Source organism: Micromonospora parva, assembly GCF_040649675.1.
Lineage (GTDB): Bacteria > Actinomycetota > Actinomycetes > Mycobacteriales > Micromonosporaceae > Micromonospora > Micromonospora parva.
In genome coordinates this window covers 241,952-264,912 of record NZ_JBEZFX010000008.1, presented here as the reverse complement: position 1 = coordinate 264,912, position 22,961 = coordinate 241,952, and the positions used below count along the sequence as shown (strand labels likewise).

21 protein-coding genes are annotated in these 22,961 nt (G+C 72.4%); 10 read left to right on the top strand and 11 right to left on the bottom strand.

All coding sequences use genetic code 11. The features are described 5' to 3' along the window. The first annotated feature begins 32 nt into the window (after window positions 1-32). The 3 genes from AB0C03_RS21665 to AB0C03_RS21655 are packed head-to-tail and all read left to right on the top strand — an operon-like array spanning window position 33 to window position 2,861. On the top strand, window positions 33-998 hold the full coding sequence (locus tag AB0C03_RS21665; RefSeq protein WP_030335052.1) for a TIGR03885 family FMN-dependent LLM class oxidoreductase: 966 nt from the start codon (window positions 33-35) through the stop codon (window positions 996-998). Window positions 999-1,035: 37 nt separating this feature from the next. Further along, window positions 1,036-2,607, top strand: a complete 1,572-nt coding sequence (locus tag AB0C03_RS21660) for a Na+/H+ antiporter (protein ID WP_357638563.1) — start codon at window positions 1,036-1,038, stop codon at window positions 2,605-2,607. Next, on the top strand, window positions 2,604-2,861 hold the full coding sequence (locus AB0C03_RS21655; protein ID WP_210864001.1) for a UBP-type zinc finger domain-containing protein: 258 nt from the start codon (window positions 2,604-2,606) through the stop codon (window positions 2,859-2,861). Before AB0C03_RS21660 ends, AB0C03_RS21655 begins: the two co-directional genes overlap by 4 nt. A 3-nt stretch (window positions 2,862-2,864) precedes the next feature. On the opposite strand, the gene AB0C03_RS21650 is transcribed toward AB0C03_RS21655, so the two are convergent. From AB0C03_RS21650 to AB0C03_RS21635, 4 genes are all read right to left on the bottom strand, one after another. After that, window positions 2,865-4,109: an MFS transporter gene (locus AB0C03_RS21650; protein WP_357638561.1), complete on the bottom strand. Its 1,245-nt coding sequence runs from the start codon at window positions 4,107-4,109 to the stop codon at window positions 2,865-2,867. Between the two features lie 105 nt (window positions 4,110-4,214). Then, complete coding sequence (locus AB0C03_RS21645) at window positions 4,215-4,448, bottom strand: hypothetical protein (RefSeq protein ID WP_357638559.1); 234 nt, start codon at window positions 4,446-4,448, stop codon at window positions 4,215-4,217. Window positions 4,449-4,526: 78 nt separating this feature from the next. Beyond that, a complete protein-coding gene (locus AB0C03_RS21640) occupies window positions 4,527-5,777 on the bottom strand; it encodes an HNH endonuclease signature motif containing protein (RefSeq protein ID WP_357638557.1) in 1,251 nt (416 codons plus the stop codon). A gap of 182 nt (window positions 5,778-5,959) precedes the next feature. Continuing rightward, window positions 5,960-6,874, bottom strand: coding sequence for a hypothetical protein (locus tag AB0C03_RS21635; protein ID WP_210860170.1), 915 nt, complete (start codon window positions 6,872-6,874; stop codon window positions 5,960-5,962). A 242-nt stretch (window positions 6,875-7,116) separates the two neighbouring features. On the opposite strand from AB0C03_RS21635, the gene AB0C03_RS21630 reads away from it, so the two are divergent. After that, window positions 7,117-7,773: an HAD family hydrolase gene (locus AB0C03_RS21630; RefSeq protein ID WP_357638554.1), complete on the top strand. Its 657-nt coding sequence runs from the start codon at window positions 7,117-7,119 to the stop codon at window positions 7,771-7,773. A gap of 65 nt (window positions 7,774-7,838) precedes the next feature. Here AB0C03_RS21630 and AB0C03_RS21625 read toward each other — a convergent pair whose 3' ends face one another. After that, window positions 7,839-10,448, bottom strand: coding sequence for a glycoside hydrolase family 9 protein (locus tag AB0C03_RS21625; protein ID WP_357638552.1), 2,610 nt, complete (start codon window positions 10,446-10,448; stop codon window positions 7,839-7,841). 273 nt (window positions 10,449-10,721) lie between these two features. On the opposite strand from AB0C03_RS21625, the gene AB0C03_RS21620 reads away from it, so the two are divergent. Further along, entirely contained in the window at window positions 10,722-11,447 is a 726-nt protein-coding gene (locus AB0C03_RS21620) for a PP2C family protein-serine/threonine phosphatase (protein WP_030335040.1), read from the top strand. A gap of 8 nt (window positions 11,448-11,455) precedes the next feature. Here AB0C03_RS21620 and hrpB read toward each other — a convergent pair whose 3' ends face one another. From hrpB to AB0C03_RS21605, 3 genes are read right to left on the bottom strand one after another with little or no spacing between them, the layout of a single operon-like run. Then, the gene (gene hrpB / locus AB0C03_RS21615; protein WP_357638549.1) at window positions 11,456-13,996 is read right to left on the bottom strand and encodes an ATP-dependent helicase HrpB; all 2,541 of its coding nucleotides are present in this window, start codon (window positions 13,994-13,996) and stop codon (window positions 11,456-11,458) included. 28 nt (window positions 13,997-14,024) lie between these two features. Further along, window positions 14,025-14,225 carry a DUF397 domain-containing protein gene (locus tag AB0C03_RS21610; protein ID WP_210863774.1) on the bottom strand — a complete coding sequence of 67 codons (201 nt, stop codon included), beginning with the start codon at window positions 14,223-14,225 and terminating at the stop codon, window positions 14,025-14,027. 41 nt (window positions 14,226-14,266) lie between these two features. Beyond that, window positions 14,267-15,133 (bottom strand): helix-turn-helix domain-containing protein, encoded by an 867-nt coding sequence (locus tag AB0C03_RS21605; RefSeq protein WP_357638547.1) that lies wholly within the window; start codon window positions 15,131-15,133, stop codon window positions 14,267-14,269. Window positions 15,134-15,273: 140 nt separating this feature from the next. Between AB0C03_RS21605 and AB0C03_RS21600 the strand changes: the two genes are divergently transcribed. Genes AB0C03_RS21600 through AB0C03_RS21590 form a run of 3 tightly spaced genes read left to right on the top strand, consistent with a single transcriptional unit; the run spans window position 15,274 to window position 18,047 of the window. After that, complete coding sequence (locus tag AB0C03_RS21600; protein WP_279517368.1) at window positions 15,274-15,900, top strand: GOLPH3/VPS74 family protein; 627 nt, start codon at window positions 15,274-15,276, stop codon at window positions 15,898-15,900. 48 nt (window positions 15,901-15,948) lie between these two features. After that, window positions 15,949-17,460 (top strand): APC family permease, encoded by a 1,512-nt coding sequence (locus tag AB0C03_RS21595; RefSeq protein ID WP_210865535.1) that lies wholly within the window; start codon window positions 15,949-15,951, stop codon window positions 17,458-17,460. Beyond that, entirely contained in the window at window positions 17,457-18,047 is a 591-nt protein-coding gene (locus tag AB0C03_RS21590) for a GNAT family N-acetyltransferase (protein ID WP_357638544.1), read from the top strand. The genes AB0C03_RS21595 and AB0C03_RS21590 overlap by 4 nt, the downstream gene beginning before the upstream one ends. Before the next feature lie 108 nt (window positions 18,048-18,155). On the opposite strand, the gene AB0C03_RS21585 is transcribed toward AB0C03_RS21590, so the two are convergent. After that, complete coding sequence (locus AB0C03_RS21585) at window positions 18,156-18,980, bottom strand: SigB/SigF/SigG family RNA polymerase sigma factor (protein WP_030335027.1); 825 nt, start codon at window positions 18,978-18,980, stop codon at window positions 18,156-18,158. A 376-nt stretch (window positions 18,981-19,356) separates the two neighbouring features. Here AB0C03_RS21585 and AB0C03_RS21580 point away from each other — a divergent pair, with 376 nt between their 5' ends. Then, on the top strand, window positions 19,357-20,106 hold the full coding sequence (locus tag AB0C03_RS21580; RefSeq protein ID WP_030335025.1) for an acetoacetate decarboxylase family protein: 750 nt from the start codon (window positions 19,357-19,359) through the stop codon (window positions 20,104-20,106). Here the strand turns inward: AB0C03_RS21580 and AB0C03_RS21575 are convergent. After that, window positions 20,055-21,644: a phospholipase D family protein gene (locus tag AB0C03_RS21575; RefSeq protein ID WP_030335024.1), complete on the bottom strand. Its 1,590-nt coding sequence runs from the start codon at window positions 21,642-21,644 to the stop codon at window positions 20,055-20,057. The two genes, AB0C03_RS21580 and AB0C03_RS21575, sit on opposite strands and share 52 nt — an antisense overlap. A 134-nt stretch (window positions 21,645-21,778) precedes the next feature. Between AB0C03_RS21575 and AB0C03_RS21570 the strand changes: the two genes are divergently transcribed. Continuing rightward, window positions 21,779-21,907, top strand: coding sequence for a hypothetical protein (locus tag AB0C03_RS21570; RefSeq protein WP_256443318.1), 129 nt, complete (start codon window positions 21,779-21,781; stop codon window positions 21,905-21,907). Window positions 21,908-21,971: 64 nt separating this feature from the next. Here the strand turns inward: AB0C03_RS21570 and AB0C03_RS21565 are convergent, their stop codons facing one another. Then, window positions 21,972-22,958: a pirin family protein gene (locus AB0C03_RS21565; protein WP_030335023.1), complete on the bottom strand. Its 987-nt coding sequence runs from the start codon at window positions 22,956-22,958 to the stop codon at window positions 21,972-21,974. Window positions 22,959-22,961 lie beyond the last annotated feature (3 nt).

The window sequence follows — 22,961 nt, the reverse complement described above, 5'->3', positions numbered from 1 at the left end:
AGCCGGCGCCGTCGTGGGTAGGAAGTGTGCCCATGACGTCGTTCGGGTTTCACGCCTCCCATGAGCAGATCGGTCCGCGCGCCCTGTTGGAGGCGGTGATGCACGCCGAGCGGGCCGGCTTCGACGCCGCCATGTGCTCCGACCACTTCTCCCCGTGGAGCGCCCGGCAGGGCGAGTCCGGCTTCGCCTGGTCCTGGCTCGGCTCGGCGTTGCAGGCCACCGGTATGCCGTTCGGCGTCGTCAACGCACCCGGTCAGCGCTACCACCCGGCGATCATCGCGCAGGCGATCGGCACCCTCGGCGCGATGTACCCGGGCCGGTTCTGGGCCGCGCTGGGCACCGGCGAGGCCAGCAACGAGCACATCACCGGCGACCCATGGCCACGCAAGGACGTGCGTTCCGCCCGCCTGCGCGAGTGCGTCGACGTGATCCGCGCCCTGCTGGCCGGCGAGGAGGTCAGCCACGACGGGCTGGTCCGGGTGGATCGCGCCCGCCTGTGGACCCGCCCCGAGCAGCCGCCCGCACTTGTCGGCGCCGCCGTCAGCGTGGCCACCGCCCGCTGGTGCGCCGAATGGGCGGACGGGCTGATCACCGTGAACGCCCCGGTGGCGCACCTCCGCGAGATGATCGACGCGTACCGGGACGCGGGCGGGCGTGGACCACTGCACCTGCAGGTGCACGTCTCCTGGGCGCCGGAACAGGCACAGGCCGAGGCGATCGCGTACGACCAGTGGCGCAGCAACGTCTTCCCCCCGCCGGTCTGCTGGGACCTGGAGACCGCCGAGCACTTCGACGTGGTCTCCGCCGACGTGCCGGCGCAGCGCGTCGCCGAGGTGGTGAACGTCTCCTCCGACCTGGGCCGGCACGTCGGCTGGCTGGAGGAGTACCTGGAACTCGGCTTCGACCAGATCGCCCTGCACCACGTCGGGCAGGAGCAGCGCGGATTCATCGACGCGTTCGGCGCGGAGGTGCTGCCGAAGCTGCGCCCGGGCGGCTGAGCAGAGCGGTGTTCACGTACCCCTAGGCTCGTACCCCATGGAAAGCCTGTTCCCGGTCGTCGTCTTCCTGGCGATCGCCACCCTGGGCGCCGCGTTGGCCCGCCGGCTCGGCCTGCTCGCGCCGATCGTGCTGGTCGTCCTCGGCCTGGCGCTCTCATTCGTGCCGGGCTTCCCGCAGGTGCACCTGGAGCCGGAGCTGGTGCTGATCGGCATCCTGCCGCCGCTGCTCTACGTGGCCGCGCTGGAGACCTCGGTGCCGGCGTTCAAGAACAACATCCGGCCGATCCTGCTGCTCGCTGTCGGCCTGGTGTTGTTCACCGCGTTCGTGGTCGGGTTGGTGCTGCACCTGCTGTTGCCCCAGGTGCCGTTCGCGATCTGCCTGGCCCTCGGCGCGGTGGTCGCCCCACCGGACGCGGTGGCCGCCACGGCCGTCGCCCGCCGGGTCGGGCTGCCCCGCCGGGTCGTCACCATCCTGGAGGGCGAGAGCCTGGTCAACGACGCCACCGCCCTGGTGCTGCTGCGGGTTGCGACGATGGCCACCGTCGGCTCGGCCGTCGGCACGGCGGAGGTCGCCGTCGAGGTGCTGCGGGCCACCGGCGGCGGCATCCTGATCGGGGCGCTCGGGGCGCTGGTGTTCGGCTTCCTGCACCGGCGCATCACCGACCCGCTGCTGGACAACGCGCTGTCGCTGATCATTCCGTTCGCGGTGGTGTTCACCGCCGAACACCTGCACGCCTCCGGCGTGGTCGCGGTGGTCGTCACCGGTCTGGTGCTCGGCCACAAGCTGCCGCAGCTGCTGTCGGCGGCGTCCCGGTTGCAGATCGGCGCGTTCTGGCGACTTGTTCGGTTCCTGCTGGAGGGCCTGGTCTTCCTGCTGGTCGGGCTCCAACTGCGGGACGTGCTACGCGAACTCGACGAGCCGATCGGCTCGCTCACCCTGATCACCCTCGCGGTGCTCGCCACCGTCTTCCTGACCCGGTTCGTCTGGCTCTTCCCGGCCACCTACCTGGCCCGGTTGGTCCCCCGGGTCCGCCGCCGTGACGCCCGTCCGTCGCCGAAGGTCCCGATCATCATCGGCTGGGCCGGCATGCGCGGCGTGGTCACCCTGGCCGCCGCGCTCGCGCTGCCGCTGACCCTGGCCGGCGACGAGCCGTACCCCAGAGCGTTGTTCATCTGGCTGGCCTTCGCCGTGATTGTTTTCACCCTGGTCGGCCAGGGTGCCACCCTGCCACTCGTCGCACGCCGGTTGAAGCTGCCGCCGGACGACGCGGTGCAGGACGCGCTCTCCGCGGCCGGGGTGCAGCAGCAGGCCAGCAGGGCCGCCCAGGACCGCCTGGACGAGTTGGCCGACACCGCCCCGGACCCGGTGGTGGCCCGGCTGCGCCGAGCGGTGGAGGACCGCACCAACATGGCGTGGGAACGACTCGGCGGCGACGAGCGGGAGACCCCGTCGCAGGCGTACGGTCGGCTGCGACAGGAGATGATCGACGCCGAGCGGGAGGTGTTCCGGGCTGCCCGGGACTCCGGTCGGATCCCTGAGGAAGTGCTGGTGCAGGCCTACCGCGACCTGGACCTGGAAGAGTCGTTGCTGCGAGAGGTTGAGAAGTGAGCTGTCAGCACCTGACCGAGGCCGGTGCCGCCGCACCACGCACCCCCGACGAGTGCGCCGACTGCGTCGCCATCGGCGACACCTACTGGGTGCACCTGCGCACCTGCCTCAGCTGCGGGCAGGTCGGCTGCTGTGACTCGTCGCCCAATCAGCACGCGAGCAAGCACTACGCGTCCACCGGCCACCCGGTGATCCGCTCGGCCCAGCCGGGCGAGGCCTGGCGCTGGTGTTTCGTCGACGAGGAGATCGGCTGACGGTCAGCCTGGGTGCGGTGACCGGCTGGCCAGGGCGCGGCGGGTGAGTGGCGGCACGGCGAGGCCGGTGAGTGCGAGCAACCCCGCCAGCGCCAGCCAACCGATCGGGCCGCCGTCGATGATCAACCAGGTCAGCAGGGCAGGGCCGGCCGCGCGGGCCAGCCCGGCGAGCAGTCCGTCGACCCCCTGGTAGGCGCCGAGGGCGTCCGGGGCGGCGAGGTCGTAGGCCAGCGCCGCCCCGGCCCCGGCATGCCACAGGTCGCCCATGGTGTAGATCACCGTCGCGGCCAGCAGCAGGCCGATCGCCGCAGCGGTGGGCACGACGGCGGTCGCGGCCCAGAGCAGCATCCCGGCCGCGAGCACCAGCCCGGCCCGGCGCATCGTCGCCGCCGCCGGCACCGCGTGCCGGGAGCTTTCGCTGAGGCGTACGGCGAGCAGCACTGTGAGCAGCGTGTTGACCAGCAGCGCGGCGGCGACCGTCACCGTCGGCGCGTCGGTGCGGCTGACCACCCACAGCGGCAGGATCAGCGACAGCACCACCCCGTGCACGGAGAGCACCGCCGAAGCGCCGGCCACCGCGAGGAAGCGCCAGTCGCGCAACGCACGTGCCGGACGCGGCCGGACCGCCCGCCGCACCGGCGGATACGACGGCAGTCGCATGATCAGCGCCGCCGAGACCAGGTAGGTCGCGACGTTGCCGAGCACCAGCAGCCGGTACGCCCACCCGGTGTCCGCCACCAACGCGAACGCGGCCAGCCCCGCGCCGAACGTCACGCCCAGGTTCGCCACAGCGCGCAGGGTGGCGAACGCGTGCACCCGGCCCTGCGGGCCAGCGACCGCAGCGACCAGCGCGGCGCGGACCGCCAGGTTGCCGGAGACCAGCAACGCGTCCAGAGTGGCCACCAGCAGGAAAACCGGGAACGAGCCGACCAGCAGGTACGCGGCGGCGACAACGGCCTGGGCCAGTTGCAGCACCGCGCGTAGCGCCCGGGGATCACGCCGGTCGGCGAGCCCACCGAGCGGCACGCTCGCGGTCAGCCCGACCAGACCCGCGATAGTGAGCCCCAGCCCCACTTCGGTCGGTGTCAGCCCCACCGAACGGGTGAGATAGAGCGCCGCGCCGGTTACCCACAGCCCGGTGCCGACCGTGTTGGCCATAGTGGCCAACGACAGGGTGCGCAGCCGACCAGGCGGCGGCAGCGGCGACAGTGATCGCCAGCGGCCGCGGACCTCCGCCGTGGTGCCCATCCACCGACCCTAGGGTCGCCGCCTGCTCATCGATGCCCCGCGCGGTGCGGTGCCCGTCACAGCCCGTGCCCAGAACGTCTGGCTCCCGTGAGCGGTGGCGGCCTCCTACGCAGCTGCCGGAACGGAACTGACGAACCAGGCGCCCGACCTGACATCGACAGGGTCATCGACCCAGGCCTGCACGATGACGGCGACGTCCGAGGCCACCGGCCATGCGTCCACGAGCCGCCCCTTTGGTGTGAGGTCGACGTGTGCGCGCAGTGTTTCAACAGCCTCCGGTGGCAGGACCCACGAACCCTCCAGGAAGCCGTCCACGCCGAACTTCTCGACCAGGTTCACGATCGCCACCGTCCCTACCCAGCCACGGCGGCCGGTCACCGCCCGGCAGCCTCACCGCCTGGACGCGAACGGGGGACGTTACGTCCGCCGGTGGTACTGGTTGCGGCGAGGGAGTCGGTCCGGGTCGAGCCAGGCCGGCGGGACGAACTCCGGGTGACCGTCGCCGCCGAGCCGAACCGTCCAGTCGCCATGATGGAGATGTCGGTGATGGTGGGCACAGAGCAGTACAGAGTTGGCCAGGCTGGTGCTGCCGCCGTCGGCCCAATGGCGGATGTGGTGGGCGTCGCACCAGCGGGGCGGGCGGTCACAGCCCGGGAAGGCGCAGCCGCGGTCGCGCAGGACCAGGGCGCGTCGCAGGGGGCCGGTGACCAGTCTGCGTTGCCTGCCCACGTCGAGCGTCTGGCCGCTGCCGTCGAGGACGGCCGGCAGGATCGCCGCGTCGCAGGCGAGACGGCGTACCGCCTCCGAGGTCACCCGTGGCCCGGTGTCGAGGGTGCCGGCGTCGAGTTGCCGGGTCAACACGTCGAAGCTGGTCGTGACGACGATCTGGGCGGGCTCGCCGCCGTGCTCGGGTAGCTCACCGGTGCGCAGGGCGAGCCGACAGAGGTCGGCGAGCGCGTCGTGGCGGCGTTGCCCTGGAGAACGCGGGTCGTCCGGACCGGACGGTGCGGTCAGTGGGTCGAGCGCCGCGCGCAGCAGCCCGGCCGCCTCCGCATCTAGGTTGCCGGACAGCCGTAGCCGGCCGTCGCGCAGCTCGGACAGCGTGACGTGACGGTCCCGGTCGGCTCGACGCGCCTCGGTGTCGAGTGCCGCCCGCGCCGCGGCGTCGGCGACCTCCGGGGCGACATGGTCGAGGACTCTGCTGCCCAGCTTGCGCAGCAGCGCCGGCTCGAACTGCCCGGCCCACTCGACAAGCACGCCGACCGCCTTCTCGGCCGCCTCGGCGCCGGCGGCCGTGTGCACTGTGCGGACCGTGTCGCTGATGACCCGGGCCTGCTCCACGGTGATGGCTCCGCTGGCCAGAGCAGCCCCCACCCCGGACGTTCCGGCGTCCAACGCGCCGGCGAGATCGACCAGTCGGCGGGCGGCGGGAATGCTCAGCCGCAACCGGTCGCGCAACCACACGGCCGTCGATGACGCGCCCTGCGTCCTGGCCGTGCCACGACCGTCGAGCTCGCGCACCAGGACCAGTTGCACGGCCGCCAGGCGCTGCGCGAGCCGGTGCGCGGCGTCGAGCGCCGCGACGAGGTCCTGCTCCGGAAGAGCCCACACCGGGGCGCCGAGGCAGTCGGCGAGCGCCGCCTCCGCCTGCGCCAACTCCTCCACCATGGACCGAAAATAGAACAGGTGTACGACAGTTTAGCCCGACCGCACCCTGCTACTCCCCAACTCCAAGGCCCAGCTCGACCCAGCCCAGACCTACCCGCGCCGACCGGAACGGTGTCGGTCGACCAAGCGGCCAGTTCGGAGTGCGGAGGTCGGCCGGAGAATTCGAGCATCGCGCAAGCCTGTCAGCGGGCCACGTGGTCGGCGAGGCGCTCGGTGGCGAGGCAGGAGACGAGGCAGCGTTCCTTCGCGTCGCCGGTCAGCCGGGCGGTCCAGTCGGTGAGGCCACCATCACCGATCTCCAGGTCGCCACCGAGGAGGCTGATCCGTAGGGCGCACCCGGTGTAGTAGCCACGACCACGGGTGCGCTCCGGCTCGTCCACGAGCGGCACCGCACCCCCGGCGAGCGCCGGTCGGACGGTGTCGGCCAGCCGTTCCCGGACGGCCTGGTCGTCGAAGTGGGTGACGTGCAACTGCGGGACGGCCGCCGGGGCCAGCTCGGCGAGGACGGTCCGCCAGTAGGTGAGGTGCCGGACCAGCAGCCGGGCCTCGGTGCCGCCGGCGCCGGTGTCCCGGGCGCTGGACACGAGGGCGAAGAGCCGGAAATGTGCCGACGCGTCGCTGCCGAAATCCTGGGCCCGCAGCACCCGGTGGGCGGCGGCCAGGTGCACCTCGTCCTGCCGACGGCGACGCACGGCTGCCTCAACGGCGAGGGCGTTGGTGGGATCGCTCAGCACCTCGCTGGCGCGCATCGTGGTGAGGATCCTGTTCTGGCTGACCGGTGCGACGACCGAGCAGGTGCCGACCGGTACGACCGGCGACAGCTCCACCCCGGCCACGTCGGCGGGCAGCAGCTGCCACATCCGGGCCTCCACCTGAGCGAGCAGGCGCGGGTCGGCACGGGCCGGACGGACGAAGCGGTCCTCGCGCCAGCGGCGTACCACCTCGGGCGGACGTACGGTCGCCGCCCGGTCGCGGGCCACACCCAGCAGAAGAGTACGTAGGTCTGCCCCGGACAGCCCGGCCAGAGCGGCCCGCGTCCCCGTCGGCATCGCCGTCCACACCCGACGCTCCGCGCCGGCCAGATCGTCGCCATCCATGGGCCTCACCTTGGCTGACGCGGCACTACCGCTCCACCGCTTTTGCCGCCGGTGCCAGTAATTCGTCCACGTCATCAGCTCGACAGCGTTGCCGGGAGGGACGCCGACTGCCGGCAACCCCACCTAGGCTCCAGCGACACCGCGGCGACACGACAGCGGCGGCGGCGACACGACAGCGACAGCGGCGACCGACAGCGACAGCGGCCGCGCCTCAGCGACCGCGACGAGGAACGGGGACAGAGATGATCAGCGCAGTCTTCTTCGATGTGGGCGGCACCATTCTCGACGAGTCCCGCGAGTTCGCCGACTGGGCCGACTGGCTCGGCGTACCCCGGCACACGTTCTCGGCGGTCTTCGGCACGGTGATCGCCAGGGGTCTGGACTATCAGGAGGTGTTCCGGGTCTTCCGGCCCGACTTCGATCTCACCACCGAGCTGGCCCGTCGGGAGGCCGCCGGCCGGCCGGAGTCGTTCGCCGAGGAGGACCTGTACCCGGACGCGCGTGAGTGCCTGACGTCCTTGAAGGACCAGGGCCTGTTTGTCGGCCTGGCCGGCAACCAGCCGGCTCACGCGGAGGCGACCCTGCGCGATCTCGACCTTCCCGTGGACGTGATCGGCACGTCGCACCGGTGGGGCGTGGCGAAGCCGGCACCGGCGTTCTTCGAGCGGGTCGTCGACGCGGGCGGCGGGGTCGCGTCGTCGATCCTGTACGTCGGGGACCGACCCGACAACGACGTCCGCCCGGCCCTGGAGGTTGGCATGAAGGCGTGCCTGATCCGCCGGGGTCCGTGGGGGTACATCCTCGACCCCTCCGAGGTGGCCGAGCGGTGCCTGTTCCGGATCGACTCGCTTGTCGAGTTGCCGAGCCTCGTCGCGACGCACAACGCGGCCGGCGGTTGACCCGCCGACCGCGTGTTCGTGCCGTCCTGGTGGCCGCCTTCCCCGGGCGGCCACCAGGACGGGGATCAGGTCAGCGAGCAGGCCGCGCCGTTGACGGTGATCAGGCCGGGGCTCGGGTTGGCGCCGCCGCTGGTCGTCGCATTGAAGCCGAACATCACCGAGCCGCCAGGCGCGATCTTGGCGTTGTGCGACTCGTTGCGCGCGGTCACCGTCGCGCCGGACTGGGTGACCTTCGCCAGCCACGCCTCGCGGACCCGCTGACTGCCGGTGAACGCGAAGCGCACGTTCCAGCCGTTGACGGCGCTGGACCCGGTGTTGCGGATGGTCAGCTGGGCGGTGAACCCGGTGCCGCCCTGCCAGGCGCCGTAGTTGGTGTACGCCACCGAGCAGGTGGTGGCCGGTACCGCGCCGGCGTCACCCTGGTCGGCCAGGAACGAGGCGATCCAGGTCAGCGCCGAGTTCCAGTTGATCGCCACCTCGTTGGTCGAGTACGAGTTGATGTCGTCGACGTAGCAGAACATCGGCTCACAGCCAGCCAGCAACTGCGCCACGAACGGGTCCTGGAGGGCCGCGTTCGGGCCACCGGCGAGGGAACCGGCCGGCGGTCGGGGCAGGCTCGGGTCGAGCTGGTGGCCGAAGATCCGACTGTGCTGGTTCTCCGCGGCGTGCTCGCCCCACCCGGTGACGTAGGAGATGTTCAGGGCGTTGCGACCGAGGATGTAGTCCATCGCCTGCACGGCACCGTCGCGGTAGGCGGCGTTGCGGGTCAGGTCGAACGCGGTGGCCAGCACCACGGCGTTGTTGATGACGTTGCTGTTGCCGCCCCAGAAGTAGCTGTTGGCGTCACCGGGCATCGGCAGCCCGTACGCCTGGCGGCGCAGCTCGGCCAGGTACGTGTCGGCCGCGGCCGTGACCGACGCGCGGACCCGGGCCAGATCGGCGGCGGGCAGCCCGTTCGGCACGGTGGCCAGGTCGAGGCGGCCCAGCGCGGCGACGCTCTGCCAGCCGAAGCCCCGCGGGTCGAACACGTTGCCGGTGTGGTGCGGTGAGGCGGTCAGGTCGGCCAGGTAGGTCTGCGCGCCGGTGGTCAGGTACAGCTCGGCCGCCGCCCAGTAGAACTCGTCGGTGACGTTGCTGTCGTCGTACGCGCCGCCGCCGGTGCCGTCGGTCGGGCTGGCGTACACCGCGGGGTGGGCCTTGGCGGCGGCGTAGGCCGTCTTCGCGGCGGTGTCGCAGCGGGCCGCGAAGGTCGCGTCGTACGGGGCGAAGAGCCGGGCGCACTGGGCGGCGGTGGCGGCGAGGTTGAGGGTGGCCGCCGTCGACGGTGCGTGCAGCTCGCGCGGCTGCGGGTCGTCCTGCGGGGCGAGTGGCAGCCCGGTCCAGTTCTGGTCGTGGATCTTGTGGTGGACCATGCCGGCGAGCGGCTTGCCGGCGGGCACCTGCATGCGCAGCAGGAACTCCAGCTCCCAGCGGGCCTCGTCGAGGATGTCCGGCACCCCGTTGTCGCGCTCGGGCACCCGCAGCGTGCCGTCGGCGAGTTCGGCGCCGCCGTTGGCGGTGGCCGCCGTCTTGGTCCGCTCGAAGGTGTTCAACAGCTGGTAGGTGGCGATGCCGCCGTTGACCACGTACTTGCCGTGGTCGCCGGCGTCGTACCAGCCGCCGCGCACGTCCAGCGAGTAGTCGCAGACCCCCGGCTGGCAGGGCACGTTGGTGTCGCCCTGGTTGGGTGCGACGCCGAGGTGGCCGGCGGGTCGGGCGTACTCGTCGCCGATCAGGTCGCCGTCGATGGCGATGCCGCTGCGCTGGGCGTAGAAGAACTGCAACGAGTCGGAGCGCAGCTGGTCGTAGAGGGCGCCGGAGACGTCGAACGGGTGGCTGGTCTCGCCGTCCACGGTGAGCGTGAGCCCGGTGCCCGGGGTGCGGTAGCTGGAGAAGTCGACGGTGTGCACGTTCTGCCCGGAGGCGGCGTCGACACCGCGAGCGGTGGTGGTGCCACTGGCCACGACGGCGCCGGCGGCGCTGCGCAGCTGCCAGGGCAGCGCTTCGGTGGCCTCGGTGACGACTGTGGCGTTCTTCGGGCCGCCAGGCAGGTAGCCGACCTGGTTGACGCGCACCCGTGGCCCGGTGTCCGGCACGTACGGCTCGGGCGGCTCGCCGCCGCGCAGCGAGACGTCGTCCAGGCAGATCGTCTGCGCCTGGGCGGCACCGCCGACCTGGAAGATCAGTTGGGCGTTGGGGTTGGTGTCCGGGACGGTGAAGGTCTGCTCGACCCGCTGGGCGGTGCCGGTCGCCGTGGCGTCCACCGCCGCGTACGTGGTGTAGGGGGCGCTGCCGAGCTGCAACACGGCCTTGACCGCGGCGCCGGGGGTGGCGGAGACATCGAAGCCGAGGGTGTATTCGGCGCCGGCGATCAGCGGTACGCCGTCCTGGCCGATGCCGGCGTCCCACGGGTTGGCCAGCCCGCCCGCCACGGTGGTGCAGAGCCGGCCGTCGGTGACCGCCAGCGGGCCGGTGCCGAAGGAGAACCAGGGGCTCACCCCGGCGCTGAAGTCGCCGTTGTCGATCTGCTCGGGGGCGTCCGGTGGTGGGTCGGCGTGGGCCGCGCCGGCGCCCGCGCCGGTGAGGGCCAGAGTGGTCGCCGCAGCCAACAGGAGGCGGCGTCGGGATGGCGTCACGGGGAGTCCTTCCGGGACGGGAAGTGGGACGTGGTGGTGGCACTGTGGGGCGACGAATCCTGGGAGCGCTCCCAGTTGTCGGCTCGATGTTTCCAGCGTCGGTACCTCATGTCAATTGATCTGATTGGATGGGTTCCGCCGTGCGACGAGGGCGGTCACCCCGGCGGGTGCTCCGCGACGCGCTGCCACCCGAACGTGAGATTGGCCGCGCCACGCGCCGTCGTCCTGATCTCCTAGAGACAACTGCGCCCTTCGCCTGGCAGGCTGCCTCCCATGACCCTGAAGCTGCGTTCCGTAGGAACGAGCGACCGTGGGCTGATCCGCAGCGGAAACCAGGACGCCCTGCACGCCGGCACCTGGCTCGTCGCCGTCGCCGACGGCATGGGCGGGATGGCCGCCGGCGACCTGGCCAGCGCCCTCACCATCGACGCGGTCGCCCCGCTGGACGTCGAGACACCCGAGGACGCCCTGGTGGCCGCGCTGGAAGGCGGCATCGCGCTGGCCACCTCCCGGATCCGGCAGGCGGTCGCCGAGGATCCTGAGCGCCAGGGCATGGGCACCACGCTGACCGCCCTGCTCTTCGCCCGTACCGGCAGCTGCCTGGCCCTCGCGCACGTCGGCGACTCCCGCGCCTACCTGTTCCGTGAGGGCGTGCTCAAGCAGGTGACCCGGGACGACACGTTCGTCCAGATGCTGGTGGACCAGGGTGTGATCACCGCCGACCAGGCCAGCAGCCACCCGCGCCGCGCAGTGGTCACCCAGGCCCTGCAGGGTGACGAGGTCTCCCCGTCGTACGCGACGATGGTGCCCCGGGCCGGCGACCGGTGGCTGTTGTGCAGCGACGGCCTCTCCAACGTGGTCCGCCCGGACACCCTCACCGAGGTGCTCGGCGGCTATCCGGACCGGGGCGCCTGCGCCAGCAAACTGATCGACCTGGCCCTGCACGCCGGCGCGCCGGACAACGTCACCGTCGTGGTGGCCGACGTGGTCGAGGAGTAGGCCGGCGCTCAGCGCCGACGTGGCGTGGCGTGCCGGGTGGGCGTCGCCGTGGCCGGGTCCTCCGGCCACGGGTGCCGGGGATAGCGCCCGCGCAGCTCCGAGCGGACCTGCGGGTAGCCGGTGCGCCAGAACGACGCCAGATCGGCGGTGACCGCCACCGGCCGGCCGGCGGGGGAGAGCAGGTGCAGCAGCACCGGCACCCGACCGTCGGCGATGCGGGGGGCCGCCGGCCAGCCGAACGTCTCCTGCAGTTTCACGGCGAGCACCGGCGCGGCCGGGTCGCCGTAGTCCAGCCGGATCCGGGAGCCGCTGGGGACGTCGATCCGTTCCGGGGCCAGCTCGTCCAGGCGGGCGGCCTGCGCCCAGGGCAGCAGCCGGCGCAGCGCCGACGGCACGTCCACCCGGGCCAGGTCGGCCCGGCGTCGCGCGGCGGCCAGCTCCGGGCCCAGCCAGCTCGGCGCGGCGTCGAGCAGCGAGGTGTCGTCGACCTCCGGCCACGGATCACCCAGGTGGTGCCGCAGGAACGCGAGCCGCTCCCGCAGCGCCCGCGCCGCCGGCGTCCACTGCAGCAGCCCGAGGCCGTCCTGACGCAGGCCGGCGAGCAGCGCGGCGGCCACCTCCGCCCGGTCCGGCCGGTCCAGCCGTTTCTGGACCAGCTCGATAGCGCCCAGCCGGGTCACCTCCCGGGCCACCACGTCCCCGTCGAACCAGCCGACCTCGCGGTCGGTGCGCAGCAGCGGGCCGGCCGCCTCCCGGGCCGTCGCCTCGTCCACCGGGCAGGCCCGGCGGATGCGGGCCGACGGCGCGCCGGGGGTGCGGTCCGCGACCGCGACCGCCAGCCAGTCGGACCCGGCCAGCCCCGAGCCGGCGGCCAGCTCCGCTGCGGTCCCGCCGGTCATCAGGTACGCCGAACCGCCCGGCCGCCGCACCCGGGCCAACCGTTCCGGGTACGCCAGACCGACGAGCAGCCCGGCGGCGAGGTCGTCGCTCAGCCCACCCGCGCCGCGGTCGCCGGTGCCGTCGACGCGACCCGTCGCCGGGGCACCGGTCGGCAGCGCGGCGCGCAGCCGGCGTACCTCGGCACGCCAGCGGGCCGTCGCGCCCGCGTCCACGCCGGTGCGCAGCCGACGCCAACCGGCGACCAGATCGTCACCGGGGCCGGCCGCGCTCTCCTCGGCGAGCACCGCCACCACCTCGGCGGCCCGGTCGGCGCCGACCCGGCCGGCACCGTCGAGCAGCGCCCGGGCCAGCCGCGGATGCGCCCCGGCGGCGGCGATCGACCGCCCCCGTGCCGTGATCCGACCGTCGGTGTCGACGGCGCCCAGGGTCCGCAGGGTGTCCCGGGCGACAGTCATCGCGGCGGCCGGCGGCGCGTCGGGCAGCGCGAGCCCGACGCCGTCCGGTCGGCCCCAGGCGGCCAGCTCCAGCGCGAAACCGGTCAGGTCGGCGGTGGCGATCTCCGGTTCGGCGCGGGCGGGCAGCCGCTCGTGGGTCGCCGCCGACCAGCAGCGGTAGACGTACCCGGGGGCCTCCCGGCCGGCCCGGCCGGCCCGTTGGGTGGCGGCGGCCCGGGAGACCGGCACGGTGACCAGCGCGCCCAACCCACGGGCCAGGTCGATCCGGGGCACCCGGGAGAGCCCGGCGTCCACCACGATCCGCACGCCCGGGACGGTCAGACTGGTCTCGGCCAACGCGGTGGCCAGGACGACCCGCCGTCGGTCCGCGCGGCGCAGGGCGGCGTCCTGCTCGGCGCCGCGTTGACGGCCGTGCAGGGGCAGGAGCGCGACAGTGTCCCGCAGGTCGGTCAGTCGGCCGGTGACCGCCGCGATCTCGCCGGCCCCGGGCAGGAAGACCAGCACGTCGCCGTCGTGCTCGCGCAGCGCCCGCCGGACGGTGGCGGCGACGTGGTCGAGCAGGGCCCGGTCCACCGGCCCGGCCCCGGGCGCGGCGATCGGGCGGGCCGGGGGCGCCCAGACCCGCTGCACCGGATGCAATGCTGAGTCGGCGCGGACCACCGGGGCCGGGGTGGGCCCGCCCAGCAGCGCGGCGAACCGGTCGGTGTCCGGGGTCGCCGACATCGCCAGCAGCCACAGATCCGGCCGGAGGGTGGCGCGCGCCTCCACGGTGAAGGCCAGCGCGAGGTCGGCGTCGAGTTGGCGTTCGTGGCACTCGTCGAGCAGCACGGCACCCGTGCCGGGCAACTCCGGGTCGTGGTGCAGCCGGCGGACCAGCAGGCCGGTGGTGACCACCTCGATCCGGGTGGCCGGGCCGACCCGGCGTTCGCCGCGTACCGCGTAGCCGACCCGCTCACCGACCCGTTCGCCGAGCAGCTCGGCCATCCGCCGGGCAGCGGCCCGCGCCGCCACCCGGCGAGGCTGGGCGATCACCACCCGACCGGTCACCCGGTCGGCCACCGCCAGCGGCGCGAGGGTGGTCTTGCCGGTGCCCGGCGGGGCCACCAGCACGCCGGCGCCGGCCTCGTCCAGTGCCGCGACCAGCGCCGGCAGCACCGGACGGACCGGCAGATCGAGGGTTACGTCGGAGAGCACGGCCCAGTCTCGCACCGGCCCGGGTGGGTCAGGGGCGACGGACCTCGCCGACGCCGCGTACGAAGGCCTGCCAGGGCGCCGCACCGAAGGCGAGCACCGGGCCGGAGCGGTCCTTGCTGTCCCGGACGGCGACCTGACCGTCGACTGTCGCGACCTCCACGCAGTTGCCGTTGCCGCTGCTGCGCGTGCTGGTGCGCCAGTCCGCTCGGGTCAGGTCGTACGCCGTCATCCGCGGTACCTCTCGTCTGCGTCGGCGTGCCGCAGGAGCGGTCACGCAAAGTTACGAGAAGCATGCTCAAGACGGGTCAACGACGCCGCCGGATCGAGCGCCATCCGGCACAGCTCCTCGTGCAGAAGGCTATACCCGAGCACATGATCGGCTTCCTCCAGAGCCAGCCCCATCGTGAGGTTATCCAGGTAAACCACTGACGCGTCGCCGGCGTCGGCAAAGTGGAGGATCACGTACGGGGTGCTCATCGCCGGATGTCCGCCGGCCGCGAACGGAAGTACCTGAATTGTCACGTTGGGTAGTTGTGCGATCCGGCTCATGTGGACCAGTTGTTCGGCCATCACCGCGGTGCCGCCGACCGGGCGCAGCAGCACCGCCTCATTGATCACCACCGACAGGTCGACCGGGTCGTCGCGGCGCAGCACCTCCTGCCGGCGCAGTCGGGCGGCGACCTTGCGCTCCAACCCGTCCTCACCAGCGGTACGCCGGAAGATCTCCCGGGCGTACGCCTCGGTCTGCAGCAGTCCGGGCACCGACTCGGCCTCGTACGTGCGCAGCGTCGCCGCCTCGGCCTCCAGCCCGACGTAGAACTCGAACCACTCGGGGAGCACGTCGCTGTAGTTCTGCCACCAGCCCCGCTGTTGGGCACCTCGGGCGATCTCGATGAGCGCCTCGGCATCCGAACCGGTCACCTCGTAGAGCGCGAGGGCGGCCCGGACGTCGCGTGGCTTGATGCCGATCTGCGCGGTTTCGATCCGGGAGAGGTTGCTCTTCGACATGTCGAGCTGACGGGCGGCCACATCGAGGGTCATGCCCGCGCGTTCCCGAAGTTGGCGGAGTTCCCGCGCGATGCGGCGTCGCCGGACGGTCGGGCTGGCAGCGGGTCGGATGGCGGGGGTGGCGGTCACCGTCCGAGTCTGCCACGACAGATTCGCAGGTCGCGCCTGCACGGAGTGCAACTTTCAAATCTGGGAGTTGCGTTGCAGTAGCTGTCGGTGCATCCTTTCCCGGTCGCGATCACTGTGGACACACCTGTGCGGGAGGACCGTTGCTCATCGCCGACGAGTTCTTCCTGATCGCACACAACGACAGTCGCGGCAAGGCCAAACTGCACCCGGCGGCGACGGGGCTCGGGCTCGCCGGCGGGCTGCTCGGCGAGCTGATCCTGTATGGACACATCACCGTGCTGGGCGGGCAGGTCACCGTCATCGACCGTCGCCCGCCGGCCGACGCGCTGGCGCACACCGTGCTGGACCAGCTGGTCGGCGAGTCGCAGCACCGGGAACTGAACACCTGGCTGAGCTTCCTGGCGCAGAGCGCGACGACCTCGGTGGGGGAGCGGCTGGCCCGCGCCGGGGTGCTGCGCCGGCAGGAGAGCCGCCGGCTGCTGCGTACCACAGTCACCTACCTGCCGATCGACCTCAACGCGGTGGCCTGGCCGGCCACCCGGCTGCGGGCCCTGCTGGACCGGCCGGACCCGCCGGGCGTGCCGGACGCGCTGCTGCTCGGCCTGGTCGTGGCCGCCGGGCTGACCCGCGAGGTGCTGTGGAGCGCCGGCCCCCGGGCCCACCACCGGTTGAACGTCCTCATCCCCGCGCTGCCGGCCCCGCTCAAGGAACTCGTCGGGCACACCGAGGCCGCCGTCGGCGCCGCCGTGCTGCGCGGCATCCCCTGACCCGTCCCGGTAACCCCCAACCCTCCCCTCGACAACCGGAGTAGTCGTATGCCCCCGACATCGACAGTCGACCGACCCAGCAACGTCTCCGAAGCCCTGGCCCGAGGTCGCCTCGGCATCCCGTCGGTCATCTTCTTCGTCCTCTCCGCCGCGGCGCCGCTGACCGTGGTGGCCGGCGTCGTCACCACCGGCTACGGCGTCATCGGGGTGACCGGAATCCCGCTGGCCTTCCTGCTGATCGCCGCGGTGCTCGCGCTCTTCTCGGTGGGTTACGTGGCGATGTCGCGCCGGGTGGAGAACGCCGGCGCCTTCTACGCCTACATCTCCCGGGGTCTCGGCCGACCGGCCGGCGTGGGCGCCGCCTGGGTCGCGCTGATCGCGTACAACGCATTGCAGGTCGGGCTGTACGGCACCATCGGGGCGGCGGCCCAGCCGGTGCTGGACCGGCTCTTCGGGGGGCACCCGCACTGGGCCGTCGTGGCCCTGGTGGCCTGGGCGTTGGTCGGCCTGCTCGGCCTGCTCCGGGTCGACCTCAACGGCATGGTCCTGGCCGCGCTGCTGGTCGCCGAGATCGTGGTGGTCCTCGTCTTCGACCTCGGACAGATCAGCAACCCGGCCGACGGTCAGGTCGGCTTCGCCTCGTTCTCGCCGGACAACCTCTTCGTGCCCGGCGTCGGCGCGGTGCTGGTGCTGGCCATCCTCGGCTTCGTCGGCTTCGAGTCGGCGGTGGTCTTCAGCGAGGAGAGCAAGGACCCGAAGCGGACGGTGCCGCTGGCCACCTACCTCTCGGTGGCGATCATCGCCGGGCTGTACGCGCTGTCGTCCTGGACCATGACGGTCGCCGTCGGGCAGGACCAGATCGTCGCCGCGGCCGGCGAGCAGAGCATCGAGCTGATCTTCAACCTGGCCGCCGCGCAGCTCGGCGACACCGTGGTCACCATCGGGCAGGTGCTCTTCCTGACCTCGGTGCTGGCCGCGATGATCTCGTTCCACAACACCACGGCCCGCTACACGTTCGCACTCGGTCGGGAGCGGGTGCTGCCGGCGGTGTTCGGGCAGACCTCGGCCCGGACCGGGGCACCGCGGGCCGCCTCGGTGGCACAGAGCGTCCTCGGGCTGCTGGTCATCCTGCTGTACGCGATCAACGACTGGGACCCGGTGGTCCAGTTGTTCTTCTGGGTCGGCACCACTGGCGGTTTCGGCGTCCTGCTGTTGATCGCCACCACCTCGGTGGCGGTGATCGCCTACTTCGCCCGCTCGGCCAGCGGTGAGAACCTCTGGCGGCGGGCCATCGCGCCCGGCCTGGCCACCATCGCGCTCTTCGTGATCATCTGGTTGGCCGTGTCGAACTTCGCCAACCTGCTCGGCGTCTCCCCGGACTCCACCCTGCGCTGGGCGCTGCCCGCCGCGTACCCGGTGGCGGCCCTGCTGGGCATCGGCTGGGCCCTGCTGCTGCGCAGCAACCGTCCGGACACGTACGCCCGGATCGGCCTGGGCGCGGCGAGCGCCGCCGCCGCCGTCACGTCGCCGCCGCCGGCCGCCGTGGAGGTGACCCGATGAGCGTGGTCATCGAGCGGCTCGGACCGGAGGAGACCAGCCTCGTGGCGGGTCGGATCGCCGAGGCGTTCACCGTCCTGGAGGTGACGACGTGGCTGGTCCCGGACGCGAGTAAGCGGGAGGCCGTGCTGGCCGGGGACTTCGAGATCCTGGTCGGGCACGCGATGCGGCACGGCATGGTGCACGCCACGGCGGATCGCGCCTCGGTCGCCGTCTGGTTTCCGTCGGTCGGCGAGCCGGCGCCGCCGCCGGCGGACTACGACGCCCGACTGGCTGCCGCCTGCGGCGAGTGGACCGACCGGTTCCAGCACCTCGACGAGCTGTTCGCGGCGAACCATCCGCATCCGGATCACCACCACCTCGCCTTCCTGGCGACCCGGCCGGACCGGCAGGGGCAGGGGTTGGGTAGCGCGTTGATGCGCCACCACCACGCCTGGCTGGACGCCAACGGGATGCCGGCGTACCTGGAGGCGAGCAGCCCGCGCAGCCGGGACCTGTACGCGAAGCACGGCTATCTGGCCGGCGAGCCGTTCCGGGTGCCCGACGGCACGCCGTTCTGGCCGATGTGGCGGGAGCCGGTCGCGCCCTGACGGGGTTCACCGCTACGCCCCGCGGTCGAACTGTCACGCACGCGTGACAGGAGCGGGCAGAGGGGAGGGCCGGGTCCACGGACCCGGCCCTCCCCTCCCGTCAGCTGGTCAGTACGTGCCGTCGAGCTGGCCGCGCAGCTTGGTCAGCGCCCGGGTCAGCAGCCGCGAGACGTGCATCTGCGAGACGCCGATCTGGTCGGCGATCTGCGACTGGGTCAGGTTGCCGTAGAAGCGCAGGGTGAGGATCTTCTGCTCGCGCTCGTCGAGGGTGGCCAGTGCCGGGCCGAGGGCGACCCGCAGCTCAGCCAGCTCGAACTCGCTGTCCTCGCCGCCGAGCATGTCGCCCAGCTCGGTGGCGCGCTCGCCGTCGCCGGTCGGGGTGGACAGCGACACCGCGTTGTACGCGCGGGCGCCCTCCAGGCCCTCCAGCACCTCTTCCTCGGTGAGCTTGAGGTGCGCGGCGATGTCGGCGACCGTCGGCGAGCGGCCGAGGGTCTGCAGGAGCGAGCTGTTGGCGTCGGAGATGGCCAGCCGCAGCTCCTGGAGCCGGCGGGGCACCCGGATGTCCCAGGTGCGGTCGCGGAAGTGGCGCTTGAGCTCGCCGATGATGGTGGGGATCGCGTAACCGGCGAAGTCGACACCGCGCGAGGGGTCGAACTTGTCGATGGCCTTGATCAGGCCGATCGCGGCGGTCTGCGCCAGGTCGTCGTTCGGCTCGCCGCGCCCGCTGTAGCGGTGGGCCAGGTGGTTGGCGAGCGGCAGCCACGCCTCGATCGCCCGGTCTCGCAGCGCGGGGCGCGACGGGTGGTTGGCGGGCAGCGCCGCCATCGCGTTGAGCACGTCGGCAGCGCTGTCGGTGAGAGCGCGCGGGTCGAGCTTGGCGCTCGCCTTGGCGGCGGTGCTCGGCTGCTCGGTGATCGTTGGCGCGGTCATGGGTGGTCCTCCCTGCACCTCGTCCACGGACAAAGAGACGTGACGCTTTGGTTTAAGTTCCAATGGGCCGTTCGGGAGTCACCTTAACCTGATCGTCTCCCCGAAATCTAGCCGAAAGGTTGATGTACTTAAGGGATGTCGAGTAACAAAACAGGCAAACAGGCGGGAAGTTGAGGTCGCTGTGAGGAGCCTTACCCGCTTTCTCGCCGCAGAAGCGCTGCCCGGTCGTCCGACCGGCTCCACCGATCGGCCCCCGGGCCTCGGCGACTGGTCAACACGAAATCCGACAAGTCGGCCGGAGTGTCGACTATCCGTCCTTGTCCCGCTGGCGGGACCGGCCGTAGCGTCGCCTGTACACACCCGGTTCGGAGGCACCGTGCTCGATCCAACCGCTCCCCAGCTCGTCGTGAACAGCCGCACCCTCTACTTCAGCTGGCTGCCGGCGGATCCCGACGCCGTCGCCGCCCTGGTCCCGCCGGGGCTCAGCCCCCGCCCCGACCGGCAGGTCTTCCTCAATCAGTACGTCGTCGACGACGAGACGCAGACCTCCGGCTTCGGCGCGTACTCGCTGACCTACCTCGGTGTCTCGCTGCTGGGCGTCGACGCGCCCGGCGGCCTCAACGCGGGTGGCTGGTGGACCCACTACGTGGCCTCCAGCCGACTGGTCCGTGAGTACGCCGTCGCCCGCGGCGCGCCGGTGTTCGCCGGGCGCACCCGGATCGAGGTGACCGGAGAGGACCTGCTCGCCGAGACGGAGATCGACGGCACGACGGTGATCCAGGCGCGGTGCCGGGTGGGGGAGACCGGGCACGCGATCAGCAGCGGGCACCACCGCTACTTCACCCGACGCGACGGCCAACTGCTCAGCTCGGCCTACCCGTTCGTCGCCGAGCCGGTCGCCCCGTTCGAGATCGAGTCGGTGGAGTTCCTCCAGCGCGGCCACCCGATGTACGCGCTGCGCCCGGCCAACCCGCTGACCATCGGCTTCGGCTACTACTCACCCCGCTCGTCGTTCGCCTACCCCGGTGGGTTGAACGTGTACCGGGCCCCCGCGCCCGAGCCCACCCGGCCGCTTCACCAGGTGCCGGCCAGTCTCGCGCGCAGCGGCCTGCCGTCCGGGTCGTAGACCAACCGGTACATCGGCAGCGCCCACGCCCTGGTGTACCACGGCAGCCGTTCGGGGCGGTGCGGGCGCAGTCGCCCGGGCGGCCGGTCACCCACCTGGCCGTCGTCGTACCACTGCTGTAGCGCGTCGGCGGCGGCGGTGACAGCCGCGACGGCGTCCGCCGGGTCCAGCAGGTCCGCGTCGTCCCGGCCGTCCGGGTCACGGTCCAGGTGCTCGCGCCACAGCCGCAGTCGCAGGTCCCGGGCGAAGCTGCGCGCGCCGTCGCCCCGCCCCGCCGGGTCGGTGGGCTCCCGCTGGTCCGGCGTCTCGTCGAGCACCGCACAGGACAACTCACTGTCGTGCGTCCAGGACCGCCGGTTGAAGTTGTCGCTGCCGACACTGGCCCACACGTCGTCGACCACACACACCTTCGCGTGGACGTAGACCGGGCCGCCGGCCTGGTTCTCCACGTCGAACACGTGCACCCGGTCCGGTGCGGCCCGTTCACACAGCGACAGCGCCTGCTCGCGCCCGACCATGTTCGGTGGCAACGCCAGTTTGCCGTCCACGTCCGGGTGGCGGGGAACGACGGCGATCAGGTGCAGTTCCGGGTTGTCCCGCAGCGCGTGCGCGAACAGGTCGGCGACCTCGGCCGACCAGAGGTACTGGTCCTCCAGGTAGATGAGTCGGCGGGCACGACGGACCGCCTTGGTGTAACCCCGGGCCACGGTCCGCTCCCCGTCCGGTGCGAACGAGTAACGGGGACGGACGGCCGGATAGGTGCGCAGCACCTGGATCTGGTGCGGACCGCAGGGCGGCGGATCCGCCGGCTGCTCGGGCAGCGGGTCGGGGCGCAGGTCCGAGCCGCGCAGCCGATCCCGCAGGTAGGCCATCGGGTTCTCCGAGTCCAGCGGCATCGGGTCGGTCCAGCGTTCCCGGAACAGGGTGTCCAACGCGCCGACCACCGGACCGCGCACCGCGAGCTGCACGTCGTGCCAGGGCGGATTGGGCCCGTACCGCTGGGACATCTGCACCGGCTGCGGATCCCCGTGGTGCGCGGCGTCATCGCGGCGGCTGTGGCACAGGTCGATCCCGCCGGCAAAGGCGATGTCCCGCTCGGGTGCGCCCGGGTGTCGCAGCACCACGAGCTTCTGGTGGTGCGAGCCGCCGCGCCGGACCCGTTGGTCCAGCAGCACCTCCCCGCCGGCGGCCGAGATCGTCTCGCTGAGGTCGCGGTTCTCCGCCTCGCTGTACGCCAGGACATCGAGGTGCGACCGCCAGATCAACCCCTTGACCACCACGCCGCGTTGGGCGGCCTGCGCGAAGAGCTGGGCCACGGTCGGGCCGTCCGGGCGCAGCCGCTGGTCCGGGTCACCCCGCCAGTCGGTGAAGAACAGGTGGTCCCCGGCGCCCAGCGCCTCGACCTCGTCGACCAGCCGGTCGAAGTAGGCGGCACCGTGAATCAACGGCTCAGCGAGGTTTCCCGTGGTCCACACGGGTATGCCAGAGACCGGGTTGGCGCGTTCCTCAGCGGTGAGAAACCAGTCCTGCAACGGCACCGTCCAGCCCTCCTGGAGGTCGGCAACGTCCTCACGGTAGGACCCCCGCCGCGGGTCCGCACGCCAGGCGAACCGAGCGGTGACCTGGCCAACGCCATCGCAAGTGACGCGACAACAGCCGAGGAGGCCACACGATGCCCCGCGACACGACGAACCCCATGACCGAGAACCGCGAGCCGGCGGTGGAGAGCGAGCGGGGTGCGCTGGTAGCGGTGTTGGTGATGGTGATTCTGGGTGTCGCCGGGATTTTTGCGGTCTCCTGAGGCGGCGCCGACGCCCCCGGGGTGAACCGGAGGCGTCGGCGCCGATCTCAGTGGTCGATCGTGGTCAGGGCCGGGCGCCCTGGCCGCCGGTGTGCGGGAGCCGCTCGGTGGGGATAACGCCGAGGCGGCCGGCCTGGAAGTCCTCGAACGCCTTGAGCAGCTCGTCGCGGGTGTTCATCACGAACGGGCCGTACTGTGCCACCGGCTCCCGGATCGGCTGACCACCCATGATGTAGAGGTCCAGCGCCGGGGTGTTGCTGTCCTGCGTGGTGTTGGCGCCGAACCGCAGCGCGTCACCCGGGCCGTGCACCGCGAGCTGGCCGGTACGCACCGGCCGCCGGTCGGCGCCGACGGTGCCGCGACCGCCCAGCACGTACACCAGGGCGTTGAAGTCGGGGCGCCAGGGCAGGTCGACCTGCGCGCCCGGCTGCACGGTGACGTGCGTGATGGTGATCGGGGTGAAGGTCGAACCCGGGCCGCGGTGCCCGGCGACCTCGCCGGCGATGACCCGGATCAGCGCGCCGCCGTCAGGCGTGGTGAGCAGCGCCGACTCGCGCCCCCGGATGTCCTGGTAGCGGGGCGGGTTCATCTTGGCCGAGCGGGGCAGGTTGACCCACAGTTGGGTGCCGTGGAAGAGCCCGCCGCTGACCACCAGGTGCTCCGGTGGGGCCTCGATGTGCAGCAGGCCGCTGCCCGCCGTCATCCACTGGGTGTCGCCGTCGGTGATGGTGCCGCCACCGCCGTTGGAGTCCTGGTGGTCGAAGACGCCGTCGATGATGTACGTGACGGTTTCGAAGCCGCGGTGCGGGTGCCACGGTGTTCCCTTGGGCTCGCCCGGCGCGTAGTCGACCTCGCCCATCTGGTCGAGGTGGATGAACGGGTCCAGGTCGGCGGTCGACACCCCGGCGAAGGCACGGCGGACCGGGAAGCCCTCACCCTCGAAGCCGCTGGGCGCGGTGGTCACCGTGCGGACCGGTCGGATCGTGGTGGCCTCGTCGAGTCGAGGCAGGCGGGGCAGGACGAGAACATTGTCAACGGTGATCGCGGGCATGTC